The sequence below is a fragment of the Bacteroides stercorirosoris genome, from assembly GCF_900142015.1.
In the GTDB taxonomy this organism is placed as follows: domain Bacteria; phylum Bacteroidota; class Bacteroidia; order Bacteroidales; family Bacteroidaceae; genus Bacteroides; species Bacteroides stercorirosoris.
Genome location: NZ_FQZN01000042.1, coordinates 25,861 through 39,662 on the forward strand (window position 1 = coordinate 25,861; position 13,802 = coordinate 39,662).

The 13,802-nt window shown below is 46.3% G+C and carries 11 protein-coding genes; 9 read left to right on the forward strand and 2 right to left on the reverse strand.

Annotated features, from left to right (window positions below):
• Positions 1-14 precede the first annotated feature (14 nt).
• From BUC01_RS21800 to BUC01_RS25975, 3 genes are all read left to right on the forward strand, one after another.
• Positions 15-2,153, forward strand: a complete 2,139-nt coding sequence (locus tag BUC01_RS21800; RefSeq protein ID WP_025835445.1) for a RagB/SusD family nutrient uptake outer membrane protein — start codon at positions 15-17, stop codon at positions 2,151-2,153.
• Positions 2,154-2,241: 88 nt separating this feature from the next.
• Entirely contained in the window at positions 2,242-2,568 is a 327-nt protein-coding gene (locus BUC01_RS21805) for a hypothetical protein (protein ID WP_025835447.1), read from the forward strand.
• Positions 2,569-2,840: 272 nt separating this feature from the next.
• Positions 2,841-3,281 (forward strand): hypothetical protein, encoded by a 441-nt coding sequence (locus tag BUC01_RS25975; RefSeq protein ID WP_025835449.1) that lies wholly within the window; start codon positions 2,841-2,843, stop codon positions 3,279-3,281.
• A gap of 179 nt (positions 3,282-3,460) precedes the next feature.
• Here the strand turns inward: BUC01_RS25975 and BUC01_RS21815 are convergent, their stop codons facing one another.
• Positions 3,461-4,339 carry an AraC family transcriptional regulator gene (locus BUC01_RS21815; RefSeq protein ID WP_025835451.1) on the reverse strand — a complete coding sequence of 293 codons (879 nt, stop codon included), beginning with the start codon at positions 4,337-4,339 and terminating at the stop codon, positions 3,461-3,463.
• 259 nt (positions 4,340-4,598) lie between these two features.
• Between BUC01_RS21815 and uxuA the strand changes: the two genes are divergently transcribed.
• Positions 4,599-5,759 (forward strand): mannonate dehydratase, encoded by a 1,161-nt coding sequence (uxuA, locus tag BUC01_RS21820; RefSeq protein ID WP_025835452.1) that lies wholly within the window; start codon positions 4,599-4,601, stop codon positions 5,757-5,759.
• Between the two features lie 22 nt (positions 5,760-5,781).
• A complete protein-coding gene (locus BUC01_RS21825; protein ID WP_025835454.1) occupies positions 5,782-6,597 on the forward strand; it encodes an SDR family oxidoreductase in 816 nt (271 codons plus the stop codon).
• Between the two features lie 108 nt (positions 6,598-6,705).
• On the opposite strand, the gene BUC01_RS21830 is transcribed toward BUC01_RS21825, so the two are convergent.
• Positions 6,706-8,784, reverse strand: coding sequence for a beta-galactosidase (locus BUC01_RS21830; protein ID WP_073314892.1), 2,079 nt, complete (start codon positions 8,782-8,784; stop codon positions 6,706-6,708).
• A 199-nt stretch (positions 8,785-8,983) separates the two neighbouring features.
• Between BUC01_RS21830 and BUC01_RS21835 the strand changes: the two genes are divergently transcribed.
• The 4 genes from BUC01_RS21835 to BUC01_RS21850 all read left to right on the forward strand — a co-directional run bounded on the left by BUC01_RS21835 (position 8,984) and on the right by BUC01_RS21850 (position 13,664).
• Entirely contained in the window at positions 8,984-9,664 is a 681-nt protein-coding gene (locus tag BUC01_RS21835) for a DUF4450 domain-containing protein (protein WP_025835456.1), read from the forward strand.
• Positions 9,661-11,082 carry a rhamnogalacturonidase gene (locus BUC01_RS21840; RefSeq protein ID WP_025835457.1) on the forward strand — a complete coding sequence of 474 codons (1,422 nt, stop codon included), beginning with the start codon at positions 9,661-9,663 and terminating at the stop codon, positions 11,080-11,082. The genes BUC01_RS21835 and BUC01_RS21840 overlap by 4 nt, the downstream gene beginning before the upstream one ends.
• A gap of 18 nt (positions 11,083-11,100) precedes the next feature.
• Positions 11,101-12,228, forward strand: a complete 1,128-nt coding sequence (locus tag BUC01_RS21845) for a glycoside hydrolase family 88/105 protein (protein WP_025835458.1) — start codon at positions 11,101-11,103, stop codon at positions 12,226-12,228.
• A gap of 158 nt (positions 12,229-12,386) precedes the next feature.
• Positions 12,387-13,664, forward strand: coding sequence for a rhamnogalacturonan acetylesterase (locus tag BUC01_RS21850; RefSeq protein ID WP_025835460.1), 1,278 nt, complete (start codon positions 12,387-12,389; stop codon positions 13,662-13,664).
• Positions 13,665-13,802 lie beyond the last annotated feature (138 nt).

Here is a 13,802-nt window from a genome sequence, read left to right on the forward strand (position 1 = left end):
AACAGCTTTTTAAAATGAAAAAATTAAGATATACATTATTTACAGCTATCCTATCCGTTGCAATGACGGCTGGTTTTAGCTCTTGTAGCGACAGTTTTCTGGATGAAGAAAACAAGGCATCCTATACAACTGACTATTTCAAGACCTCTCAAGGCATTCAAGATTTGGCTACAGCACTGTATGGCAATATCCGTTGGCATTTCGGTTATGAATGGGCTTATGGTATTACTCTGTATGGCACAGACGAATTCACAAATGGTTCCGACCTGACCGCAGAACCATGGAATACTTATGACAGCCGTTTGAATCCATTGAATTGTACAAAAGCGAATGGCGCCGCCAACGATAATTGTCCGGGGGTATCGGCTCTTTGGGATCAGATGTACTATGGCATTGCCTCTGCAAATCAAGTTATTGCATCTGCCGATTATGTTGCTGATGCGGAAATCCGTGAAAAATGTCTGGGTGAAGCTTATTTCCTGCGTGGATATAACTACTATCGCCTCTTTGCACAATATGGTGGTGTGATTCTGCAAACCAAAGTTACTGAAGGTGTGATCAGAACTTTTAATCGCGCTTCTGCAGAAGAAACATTAAACCAAGTAATTGATGACCTGCAGAATGCTTATGACAGACTGCCTACAGATAGATGGCGTGGTACAGGTACCTGGACAAAATATACAGCAGCCCACTTCTTAGCAAAGGCATTGCTGTATCGCCAGTCAGAACGTTGCAGCGATTGGAACTCAAGCTATCCGGCAGATGCAGACTTGAATAAAGCCATTGCACTATGTGATGAGATCATCTCAAAATGTCCGTTGGAGAATGATTATAATAACCTCTATGCTAAATGGACAGGTATAGACTGTAAGGCTGAAGAATCTAATGAAATTTTAATGTCATGCCAACACACCTCTTCCGCTACAGGGCGTTTTGGAAATCGCACTTATAATTACTTCAATCCGCAATTCTCTAACTTTTCCGGTGGTTGGACACAACGCGGTCAATATATCGGTGGTATGGATTTTCAACGTTGCCGCCCTACAGAGTACGCTTACTCTATCTTCGACAATGTGAATGACTCACGTATGTGGAAGACATTTAAAACTGTTTACGGATTGAATAATATAGCATCAAAAACAGACGATGTGGTAACGGTAAACGGTGTCACAGTCAATCAAGTCCCTACATTAGGTGACCAAGGTATTATCTTTATTCTTAACAAGAAAAATGACAACCGTTTTAAAGATGCGACTCATTCTGACTATGGAACAGTAGGACGCGCTGGTATAGCCCATTCTTTTGTAAATCCCGAAACCAATAAATGGGTACCCAATGTATTTCCTGTATATGCAGGAGGTCAATATGTATTGAATACTTATGGTGTAAGCGGAAACCCTGCACAGTCTAACGTGTTCTGCGGCATCAACAAAACTGATGATGGTTCACGTACAGCAGAGAAAGGTGACGCACATCGTGATGTTATTATGGCACGTACCGGTGAGACCTATCTGGTTAAAGCTGAAGCCCAAGTACGTTTAGGTAATTTCCCGGATGCCATTTCTACCATAAATCAACTCCGTTCACGTGCTGAGTGGAAGGACGGTGAGAATCGTGAATATTATACAGACGGTTCCATGGCTTTCTTAAAAAGTGCAGGCGGCGATACGGACAATTCAACTGCGCTGAGCACTTTAGGTAAATGCAAAGATGCAAATGGAACTAAAATCAATAACACGGAGGCATTTAAGGCTTCTTTCCTGCAAAAGAATACTTACTATCTTTCAACAGGTATAGAACGTACCACAGTTGCTTCCAGCCTGCAAATCGCAAGCTATTCGGCATTACCGGATGAAGATGAGGCAATCCTCTCGGCTATGGGTGTAAGTGGTGACAAAGCCCGCTTGATTAACTTCATATTGAATGAACGTACCCGTGAATGCTTAGGTGAATGGAACCGATGGGAAGAGTTGAGCCGTACCAAAACACTCATTCAACGTGCCAAACTGTTTAATCCTGAAGCTGCGACGAATATAGCAGACAAACATCTGCTTCGCCCTATTCCACAAACATTCTTAGACCAACTTCAACATGAAGACGGTACTAATTTGAGTGATGAAGAGAAAGCTGCAATGCAGAATCCGGGCTATTAATGGAATAGATTATTGCATTCAATAAATTAGTAAAGGAGTACTGAATTCAGGTACTCCTTTATTTTCACACTATAATTTCCTATTTATTATGAAGATATTCAATTTGTTTATATGCTTCTTTATACTATTCGTGCTGGTAACAGGATGCAAACAGCAAAAAGTCATACGCTATGAACTGGTGGATGGTAATCCCGAAATAGATTATATAGATTTCTTAAACGACACTTTATGCAGATTTGTCGCACCGGGACCATTAATTCTGACGTGCCATTATGCAAAACAGGGAAATACCTATATAATACAGATTAACAATATGGTGAGCGCACGACTGTGTAAAATAGGAGAAGGCAAACTTCAAGGTGAACCTCCTTTTTTTGAAGGTATATGGACAGTAAAGGAGAAGCTGCTGCATTAGAAAAGTAATGGCAAGAGAACAAACGAACTTTTTAAATATGTTGTTTTTAACTGATATCACTGACTTTACATTGGCGACAAATTTGGGAATAATGCTTTTCCTCTCTTTCAATGGTCGAAAGGCTTAATAAATATATGCTCCTAATAGTTATCAGATTCATATATATATAGCTTACTTTGTACAACTAATAACACACTAAAGAACTTTCCGTTAATCTTAATAGAAAAGCGCATCTACTTATTCTGTTATGCACATTCTGTATCCTTTCTCCGGTGTATACGCAGCAATCTCTTTCTGATGAATTCAAAAAAGCGGCGGGAGATTATGCAGCTCTTTATACCAGTAAAGTAGAAGTGAGCTACAGTCCTTACTATTATATAAATCATCCTTATTGGGATACGGATGAATTTCAGGAAGGGGCAGTTTGCTATGATGGATCACTGTATACCGATATGCAGGAGCTTTCTTTATCTGTAGTGAGGAAAGACTGTGTGTTGCCTGCTTTTCCAACCTTCGGCTATTCATTAAAAGCAGATAATACTTCTGATAATCATCTTATTGCCGAATATGAGGGACATATCGTAGTCGGGAGGTTGATAGGAGCGTCTGCCGATTCTGTGGATGCCCGGTTGCCTTGTGTGGGTAAGGACATCCGGATTTTGACGGACAATCACAACCTGACGGTACTTATGCCTTTTATACTTCGGGAATAACGGATATGCAAGAAATTGTTTTGTCGGCTTTGCCGGAATACTGCCCGCAAAACTTCCGAAACTTCGTATGGCATATAATGAGGATGCATTCTGGAACAATTGCATGATTTTTATCCTTCAATCAGTTACAACCTGGATGAATACGTCCGTTTTAATACGGTGCGTGAAGCATTCATTGCTTAATCAGCCAGCATTCTTCTTCTATACTCGGTCGGGGTGAAACCGGTATTCTTCTTGAAGGATTTGTTGAAATGGGATATTGTATCGAAACCACATTCGGTGCTGATTTGGGAGATATTCATATTGTCTAAAGAGAGTAGTTTGCAGGCATATCCGATGCGCATATCCAGTATGTAGTTTTTCAGAGTTTTACCAGTTTTGCTCTTGAAGAAACGGCAGAAGGAGGCAGGAGACATAGCAGCCAGACAGGAGATTTCATTTAAATCCATATGGCGCGTATAGTGTTGGTTCAGGTAGGCCAGTATTTTGTCTATCCGGGAGTTGCCGCGTATCTGGTCCATCTGCTCCGACGGAGGGAGAATGACTTTGGAACTTATATCAGACATTTCTTTAAATAGTTGTAGGATAGATAGAATCTGATCCATGCCGGACTCCAAAGGAATACTTTCCAGCAACTCAAGTGCCTTACCGGAACATCCGGCAGGAAAGTATATGCCTCTCTGTGAATCATCCAATAGCTTTTTTATTTTGGTGAATTGGATGTAGTGCCGTATGGAATACTGCATAAAGTCCTGTTCAAATTGTATGATGGTGCCTTTGGTCCGGAGGCTGCTGTCGGCGGCATGATAGACGTCGTCGCTCTTCATGTAGTGGGGGAGGTTGGAACCAATCAGAATGAAGTCCCCATCTTTAAAGTTTTCCATGTTGTTTCCGATGAAACTGGTTCCCGTACCTTCTTTAAAGTAGATGATTTCATATTCGGCATGGAAATGCCACGGGTATGTAAAGTGAGCATAGTCATAGAAACGGGCTTTGATGGGCGACGACTCTGAAATAGGGAGTTGCTCGTTTATCATTCTTCGGGTGGCTGACTTCATAAGTGGCAAATTTAGAGTTATTCTTTGCAAATATAGGAAAAATAGTCCGTGAATCAATTCGCTACTTTTGCAAAAGAATAATCAAATCAGGAGTTAAAGGAGTTATAGAAGTTATCAGCCTGCAAGCAGGCTTAGGAGTTAAGCCGATAGTGTTGCCAAGCATAAGCAGACTAAAGCATAAAGCAGACTATCGGCTTTAACTCCTCTACTCCTCTAACTTCTCTAACTCCTGATTCACATGAATAAATAAAGAACGAAAATGGAAAAGACTTGGAGATGGTTTGGTAAGAAGGACAAGATTACGCTGGATATGCTGAGGCAGATAGGCGTAGAAGGTATTGTAACCGCTTTGCACGATGTGCCGAATGGTGAAATCTGGACAGAGGAAGCTATTAATGATTTGAAGAAATACATTGAATCCTATGGCTTGCGCTGGTCTGTGGTGGAGAGTTTGCCGGTTTGCGAGGCAATCAAATATGCGGGACCGGAGCGTGACCAATTGATAGAAAACTATAAAGTCAGTCTGGCAAACCTGGGCAAATGTGGCGTGAAGACTATCTGCTATAACTTCATGCCCGTTATCGACTGGATACGTACGGACTTGCAACATCCTTGGGCTGACGGCACCTCATCCCTCTATTTCGACCGTGTCCGTTTTGCTTACTTCGACCTCCGCATCCTCTGCCGTGAAGGAGCTGAGAAAGACTATTCCCCCGAAGAACTGGCGAAAGTGGCGGAACTGGACAAAACAATCACCGAAGCGGAGAAAGACGACCTCATCGACACGATTATCGTGAAGACACAAGGTTTCGTAAACGGTAATATTAAGGAAGGGGATAAGAATCCGGTGAATATCTTCAAGAAACTGCTGGCTCTGTACGAAGGCATTGACCGTGACGCACTTCGTGAAAACATGCGCTATTTCCTTTCTGCCATCATGCCCGTATGCGAAGAGTATGGTGTGAATATGTGTGTGCATCCCGATGACCCACCGTTTCAGGTGTTAGGCTTGCCCCGCATTGTGACGAATGAAGAAGACATCGCCTGGTTCCTGAATGCAGTGGATAACCCGCACAACGGACTGACTTTCTGCGCAGGTTCACTCAGCGCAGGCGAGCATAACGATACCCGTGAGTTGGCGAAGAAGTTTGCAAAGCGCACTCATTTCGTGCATCTGCGCAGTACGGCTGCCATGCCGGGCGGCAACTTCATCGAAAGTTCCCACCTGGAAGGACGCGGACATTTGATTGACCTTATCCGCATCTTTGAGAAAGAGAATCCGGGACTGCCCATGCGCGTAGATCATGGCCGGATGATGCTGGGTGATGAAGATAAAGGATACAATCCCGGATACTCATTCCACGGCCGCATGCTGGCATTGGCACAGGTAGAGGGAATGATGGCAGTAATTAATAGTTGATAATTAATAATTAAAAGTTATGATGAACGAACAATTCAGTATTGCAGGCAAGGTGGCGGTAATCACCGGTGCCGGTGGTGTATTGGGTGGCAGCATTGCCAAGTGTTTTATGGAACAAGGTGCTAAAGTTGTAGCGGTCGATATTCGTCAGGAACAACTGGACAAGCGCGTAGAAGAACTGAAAACTTACGGTGAAGATGTTATCGGCATTGTAGGTAATGTATTGGATATTGCCAGCCTCGAAAAGCTGGCCGACGATATCGTTGCTAAATGGGGACGTGTTGACATCCTGTTGAATATTGCCGGCGGCAACATGCCGGGTGCTACCCTTGCGCCCGACCAGAACTTCTTCGATATGGACATCGCGTGCTGGGATAAAGTGACCAGTCTGAATATGAACGGAACCGTTTACCCGTCTCTGGTATTCAGCAAAGTGATGGCTAAACAAGGCAAAGGATGCATTGTGAATGTATCTTCTATGGCAGCTTACAGCGCCATCACCCGTGTGCCGGGCTATTCGGCAGCAAAGACGGCCGTTGCCAACTTCACTCAGTGGCTGGCAAGCGAACTTGCATTGAAGTATGGAGACGGCATCCGCGTGAATGCCATCGCTCCAGGCTTCTTCATCGGCGACCAGAACCGTGCAGTCCTCATCAACCCCGATGGCTCACTGACGGACCGCAGCAAGAAAGTACTGGCTAAGACCCCGATGAAACGTTTCGGTGACATCAACGAGTTGAACGGTGCCGTACAATTCCTGTGCAGCGATGCCGCCAGCTTCGTGACGGGAGCGTTACTGCCGATTGATGGTGGTTTCAGTGCATTCAGCGGAGTATAAGATAATTATACTCTTTATATTGTAGTGTTTTTGCCACCAGCTTGGCAAAACTTTGCCAAGCTGGTGGCAAACTATTGGCAAACTAATAGGGACAATGTTGGTACTGGATTACCTCTCTATTGAGAATACCAATACCCCTGCCGTAGGAATATCTGTTGTCCCTATCAGAGCTTTCGCCCCTGCCGGAAGCGTAAACGAGTAAGGCTTGTCACTGTAATTAAGCACGATGCCCAATCCGTTGCGATACTCCATTGTCACGCCATAGGGCAAGTCCATGACGGGGATATTCAGTTCGGCATACAGCTTTTTCAATACATCCTTTTCCAGAGTGCCGTCCGTGCTGTCGATGCCCACATACGTGATGCTGCCTTTGCCGAGTTTTCGGGTGCTGATTGCAGGTTTTCCTTCGTAGAACTCTTCGATATACTTGCCCCATGTACGGCCATCTTTGCCCGGTTTCAGTATTTCACCCCAAGTGTTCCAGGTGTATTCCTTACCGTCCATGACGTACTTTCCCGGTTCTTCGGGGAGGAGGAGGTCGTAGAATTCCATCTCATTGCCTGTCAGTTCGTCAATCATGGAGCCGAAGGGAGCTTCGGGCAGACGGCCGTAACGGTCTTTTTGTGCGGTGCGGCAGGTGAGTACAAGGTTTCCGCCTTGCTTCACGTATTCAGTCCAGCGGTCCACGAGTGCTTTGTCCGCCATCTGATAGGCAGGGGCAATCACTACGGGGTATTGCGACAAGTCTTTGCTTTCGTTGATGATGTCCACCGGGGCGCCGAAGCTTTTCAGGGTGCGATAATACTTTTCGACGTGGGCCATTGTGTTCCAGGTGCGGTTCTGTTTCTGCCGCTCGATGCTCCATGCATTCTCGTGGTTGAAGAGGATGGCGGTGCGACGTGCCTGGTAATCGGCAGGCTTCACCTCACGGGCTTTTGCCTGGGGGCGCAATTGTTTGATTTCCTTGATGAACTGTTCAAACTCCCGTCCGCCGGGGGCGACGGTGGTACCGTCTGTGTTTACAATGCCGTAGTGGTATTGCTCTGTTCCGTAGAGCGGCTGGCGGTAGCGGTAGGTGCATGTAAAGTCGCTTCCACCGGCAAAAACACTCCACAGCCATAAGCGTACGGCTCCGGGCAGGGGTTGCGGGTTGATGCTTCCCCAGTTCACTTGTCCCGGCTGGAGTTCCATTACTCCGTAGGTGCCTTGCACGGGACGGAAGAAGTCGTTAGCGAAGGCGATGCGCAACGGATTGCCCACACGGTATCCGCGACGGCCGATGCCTTCGTTGTCGCCATAGACCATGTAGCGGGTATAGCTCACAAAGTCAAGGTCGGGGCTTCCGCCGATATGTCCTTCATCATAATTGGGGATGTAGTTTGTGGTCACCCATTGGTTGCGGGCATGCTTCTTGATGAGCAGGCATTGCTCGTTCAGGAAGTCATTCGTCTGCCCGGCGGCAAAGCGGCGATAATCCAGAATCTGGTGATGGTTCATGAACATCTGGGCGGTTTTGGGAAGGGTAATCTCATCGAAAGACGAGTAAACCTCGCTCCAGAAGGCGGTGCCCCAGGCATCGTTCACTTCCTTAATATTGTTGTGGTACTTATTTCTCAGGAACTGGCGGAAAGCCACTTCGGCAGCAGGATTATAATCAAACTGCACGGCAGGTTCGTTGTCGAGCTGCCAACCGATGATGCGCGGGTCGTTGCCATAATGCTGCGCCAGCTTCTCTATCATCTTATAAGACAGTTCACGGTAAACGGGAGAAGCAAACGAGGCATGTTGGCGTGCGCCGTGGTCGAGGACGGTTCCGTCTTCCTGCTTAATCAGGATTTCCGGATACTTGCGGCTCAACCAGACGGGTGGGGTGGCGGTGGAAGTACACATGATAACTTTCAGTTGATACTTATCAGCAAGGGCAACCGCTTTGTCAAGCCAGGCAAAGTCATACTTTCCCTCTTCCGGTTCCAGTTGTGCCCAGGCAAACTCGGCAAAGTGTGTGAACTCGAAGCCCAGTTCGTGCATTTGTTTGAAATCGCGTTCCCACTGGCTCTCGTCCCAGTGTTCGGGATAGTAGTAAGCACCGGTCAGGGTGAGGTCTTTGTCGTTGAACCATGCAGGTTGTGCAAAGAGCATTCCGGTTGTCAGACAGGCGCAGAGTAAGATGAAAATCTGTTTCTTCATGGGTATTTTACTTGATAGGTTTATATATAGGCAAAGGTACGGGACGGGGCGAAAACAGCCTATGGAAAATAGTACAAATCTATGCAATATAGAGCCTTTTTAGATGAATTTCCATGTAAATGTACATGTTTCCATTCGTTGGGATAGTGAAAAGGCCTATTTTCGCAGCATAATTAATAAACGGAACATAATGAATACTATGAAGAGAAATCTTACTATCATATTATTGTTGCTTCTTGTGCTGGCAGAGATGAAAGCGCAGGTGCTTCCTTTCCGTTTATCCAAAGGGGCGGGCACTTTCCGCCTGGGCATAGTGGCAGGCGACAAGAGCCGCTGGCTGGACGAATGTGAACTGGAAAAAACGGGAGACCGGACATACATAATAAAGGATGCATTGTTAGGAATAGGTAAAATTAGGTTAATGATATGCCCTCTCACAGATACTAAAGGGTTGTTAGTGGAGGTTTCCGGCTCCCGTTTACCAGAAAATCTGTCTTTGTGCTGGGCCTTTGGGGCTTGCAACGAAGACGAAGCCCTCTCAGGACAAGGCGCTGCAATCTCTCCCGAAGCCTGCCGGGACAATGTATTCAGCGATGAAGAAAATGCTTTTACGGTGTACTATGGCGCAAGCATGGCTCTGCGCGTCACGCAGGGGATAGCGCCCGTCGGTTCGGAACTCCGCTTGTCGGATGCCCGTCGGCAAACGTCGCCACTCGAGTTGTATCACTCCGGAAAGAAAACGGATGCTCCTGTCATTTCCTCCCTTTATTCCTGGAATACGAAGGAGAAATGCTACTTCTGTTTCTATAAACAGAATGCCGGGGCGGATTATAATTACTTCATGTTGCCGCACCTATTTGAAAAGGAGAGTAAGAGATGAAACGTTTAGTTGTATTCATATCGGTCTGTTGCTGGATGCTTGTGATGCAGGCAGCCATCCATAATGTGAAAGATTATGGTGCCCGGGCTGACGGGGTGACCATCGACTCGCCCGCCATCAACCGTGCTATTTCTGCGGCTTCTGCCGGAGGCGGCGGAACGGTGTATGTTCCTGCGGGTGAATATGCCTGTTACTCTATCCGTCTTGCCAGTCACGTTCATTTATATTTGGAACAAGGTGCGCGCATCATAGCCGCTTCACCCACTCCCGACGGGGGATATGATGAGGCGGAACCCAATGAGCATAACCGTTATCAGGACTTCGGCCACAGCCATTGGAAGAACTCTCTCATCTGGGGAATCAGCCTGGAAGATGTAACCATCAGCGGACCGGGACTTATTTACGGTCGCGGACTGACCCGTGAAGAGAGCCGCCTGCCGGGAGTGGGGAATAAGGCCATCAGCCTGAAACTTTGTAAGAATATCACTCTGAAAGACTTCTCGATGTTGCGTTGCGGGCACTTCGCCCTGTTGGCTACGGGAGTGGATAATCTGAGCATCATCAACCTGAAAGTGGATACCAACCGTGACGGGTTTGATATAGATTGTTGCAAGAACGTGCGTATCACCGGGTGCAGTGTTAATTCTCCCTGGGATGATGCCATCGTATTGAAAGCCTCTTATGCCCTCGGCAGTTTCAGGGATACGGAGAATGTGACTATTTCCGACTGTTACGTCAGCGGCTACGACCGTGGCACTATGCTGGATGCCACCTGGCAACGTGATGAGCCTCAGGCTCCCGACCACGGCTATGTGACGGGACGCATCAAGCTCGGCACAGAATCCAGTGGCGGTTTCAAGAATATCGCCATTACAAATTGCATATTTGAGCGTTGTCGTGGTCTTGCCCTTGAAACGGTGGATGGAGGACAACTGGAAGATATTGTCATCAGTAACATTACGATGCGGGATATTGTGAATGCTCCTTTCTTCCTGCGCCTCGGTAAGCGTATGCGCAGCCCCGAAGGTACTCCGGTGGGGTCAATGAAACGCATTCTTATCAGCAACGTCAATGTGTTTAATGCTGATTCCCGCTATTCGTCCATAATCAGCGGCGTGCCGGGAGCATTGATTGAAGATGTGACATTCAGCAATATCCATATTTACCATCAGGGAGGGTATAGTGCGGAGGACGGCCGGCGCATCCCGCCCGAGAATGAAAAGACTTATCCGGAGCCGTGGATGTTTGGTACTATTCCGGCAAAGGGCTTTTATATCCGTCATGCCCATGGCGTGACTTTGAACGACATACATTTCCATTACAAACAGGCGGACGGCCGGCCTTTGCTGGTGACGGATGATGCCGACGGGTTGGTATATCGGAATATGACAGTGAACGGCAAAGAATATAAGAATTAATAAATTTATAACCACACCATGAAAAAGAAACTATTAGGAGTTTTCCTCTTTATGAGCCTCATATGCGGGAGTGCTGTTGCACAAGAGCTACCCGACAAGAAAGAGACGCTCAAGAATCTGGTAAAAGTGAATGATTACTTTATGAAGAAGTATGCGGACTATCGTACTCCGTCTTACAATGGCATCATACGTCCCAGTAACATCTGGACACGTGGCGTGTATTATGAGGGATTGATGGCGTTGTACTCCATCTTTCCCCGTGAAGAATATTACGATTACACCTATCAATGGGCCGACTACCACAAATGGGGAATGCGCAACGGAAACACCACCCGTAATGCAGACGACCAGTGTTGCGGACAGGTTTACATAGATTTGTATAACATGTCTTCCTGTCCGGAGAAGATCAGGAAAATCAGGGCCAGCATCGATATGGTAGTCAACACCCCGCAGGTGAATGACTGGACTTGGGTGGATGCCATACAAATGGCAATGCCCATCTATGCCAAGCTGGGTAAGTTGACAGGAGAGCAGAAATATAATGATAAGATGTGGGAAATGTACAGCTATTCCCGCAACGTGCATGGCAAGAACGGACTCTTCAATCCGAAAGACGGATTGTGGTGGAGAGACGCCGACTTTGTGCCTCCTTACAAGGAACCGAATGGAGAGGATTGTTATTGGAGCCGTGGTAACGGTTGGGCATACGCTGCATTGGTTCGCGTTCTGGAAGAAATTCCGGCAGACGAACTGCATCGTGCGGATTACATCAACGACTTCTTTGTAATGAGCAAGGCTTTGAAGAAATGCCAACGCAAAGATGGCTTCTGGAATGTGAGCCTGCATGATGAAACGAACTTCGGCGGAAAAGAGACAAGCGGCACGGCGCTGTTTGTTTATGGTATGGCCTGGGGCGTGCGCAAGGGGCTACTGGACAAGAAAGAATATCTGCCGGTATTGCTGAAAGCCTGGAATGCAATGGTTCAGGATGCTGTTCATCCGAATGGTTGCCTGGGTTATGTGCAGGGAACAGGAAAAGAACCGAAAGACGGCCAGCCGGTGACCTATGATAAAGTACCTGATTTCGAGGATTACGGCGTAGGTTGTTTCCTGTTGGCAGGAGCGGAAGTTTATAAATTGAATTGATTAGTAACAGATTTCATAGATTATAGTATAATTGATCGGATGAATCAATTAGGAGGAAGGAGGGGCTGTGAAGTCGTTCCTTTTCTTTTTCTTTGCGTAATTTAGTGCTATGCGCTAAATTATTATCAGTAAAACGAAAATAACTAATACAAAATTATATGAGACAAATTGCAATATTAATGATTTTAGGATTGTCGGTTGCTTTGAGTGCGAGCGCACAAAGCTATAAATTCGACTTCACACCTGGTAAGAAAGTAAAAGACGGATACGTCAAAGTAACACCCACTGACCGTTATGACGAAGCGAAAGGATATGGGTATGATTTGTCAGCTTCTCCCGATGGCAAGAGTAAAGCTCCTTTCTTCTTCTCGGTTGCCGTGCCCGATGGTAACTATCACGTTACAGCCGTTATCGGTAGTAAACGCAGTGCAGGAGAGACCACTCTGCGTGGAGAGTCCCGCCGCCTCTTCTTCGAGAATGTAAAGACAAAGAAGGGAGAATTATCTTCCTGTTCCTTTACGATTAACAAACGCGATATACATATCTCGGAGAAAGAAGATGTACGCATCAAGCCCCGTGAACGCAGCAAACTGAACTGGGATGGTAAACTGACTTTGGAATTCAACGGAGATGCTCCTCAATTGACTGAGTTAATCATCGACCGCGTGGAAAACGTTCCTACTATTTTCTTATGCGGCAACTCCACCGTAGTGGATCAGGACAACGAACCCTGGGCAAGTTGGGGACAAATGGTTACTCGCTTCTTCACCGACAGCGTTTGCTTTGCCAATTATGCCGAATCCGGTGAATCAGCCAATACCTTCATAGGTGCCGGACGATTGAAGAAAGCGCTGACGCAGATGAAACCGGGAGATTATATCTTTATGGAGTTTGGTCATAACGACCAGAAACAGAAAGGTCCCGGTAAAGGTGCTTTCTACTCCTTTATGACAAGTCTGAAAACGTTTGTAGATGAGGCCCGTGCCCGTGGTGTACAGCCGGTATTGGTAACACCTACCCAGCGTCGCAGTTTCGATGAAAATGGTAAGATAAAAGACACCCATCTTGACTTCCCCGATGCAGTGCGTTGGCTGGCAGAAAAAGAGAATATCCCTTTGGTGGATTTGCATGCTATGACCCGCACTTTATATGAAGCAATGGGAGTGGACGAATCCAAACATGCTTTCGTGCACTATCCTGCCAATACTTATCCGGGGCAGAATAAACCTTTGGCAGATAACACCCATTTTAACCCGTATGGTGCTTACCAGATAGCCAAATGTGTAATTGAAGGAATGAAGAAAGCGGAACTACCCTTTGTAAGGTTCCTACGGACAGATTATGAAGGATATAACCCCGCCCAACCGGATGCCCGTGAAAGCTTTAAGTGGAACGATTGTCCGTTTACGGAAATTGAGAAGCCGGATGGTAATTAAGAAATTGGAAATTCATTATATGTATGAGGTTGTGTCACTTCACTTTGAAGTGCCCCCCGAAAGTTGGACGTTAAATTATAACTTTATAAATTCTCTTCATAATGAGCTCGGTATTGTACCGGGCTCATTCCATTTAGC

Bases quoted from the DNA above. Each gene is read 5' to 3' on its own strand.
- BUC01_RS21835 (WP_025835456.1), top strand. From the start codon at position 8,984: ATGAAGAGAAATCTTACTATCATATTATTGTTGCTTCTTGTGCTGGCA.
- BUC01_RS21850 (WP_025835460.1), top strand. From the start codon at position 12,387: ATGAGACAAATTGCAATATTAATGATTTTAGGATTGTCGGTTGCTTTG.
- BUC01_RS21845 (WP_025835458.1), top strand. From the start codon at position 11,101: ATGAAAAAGAAACTATTAGGAGTTTTCCTCTTTATGAGCCTCATATGC.
- BUC01_RS21825 (WP_025835454.1), top strand. From the start codon at position 5,782: ATGAACGAACAATTCAGTATTGCAGGCAAGGTGGCGGTAATCACCGGT.
- BUC01_RS21800 (WP_025835445.1), top strand. From the start codon at position 15: ATGAAAAAATTAAGATATACATTATTTACAGCTATCCTATCCGTTGCA.
- BUC01_RS21830 (WP_073314892.1), bottom strand. From the start codon at position 8,784: ATGAAGAAACAGATTTTCATCTTACTCTGCGCCTGTCTGACAACCGGA.
- BUC01_RS21840 (WP_025835457.1), top strand. From the start codon at position 9,661: ATGAAACGTTTAGTTGTATTCATATCGGTCTGTTGCTGGATGCTTGTG.
- BUC01_RS21815 (WP_025835451.1), bottom strand. From the start codon at position 4,339: ATGAAGTCAGCCACCCGAAGAATGATAAACGAGCAACTCCCTATTTCA.
- uxuA (WP_025835452.1), top strand. From the start codon at position 4,599: ATGGAAAAGACTTGGAGATGGTTTGGTAAGAAGGACAAGATTACGCTG.
- BUC01_RS21805 (WP_025835447.1), top strand. From the start codon at position 2,242: ATGAAGATATTCAATTTGTTTATATGCTTCTTTATACTATTCGTGCTG.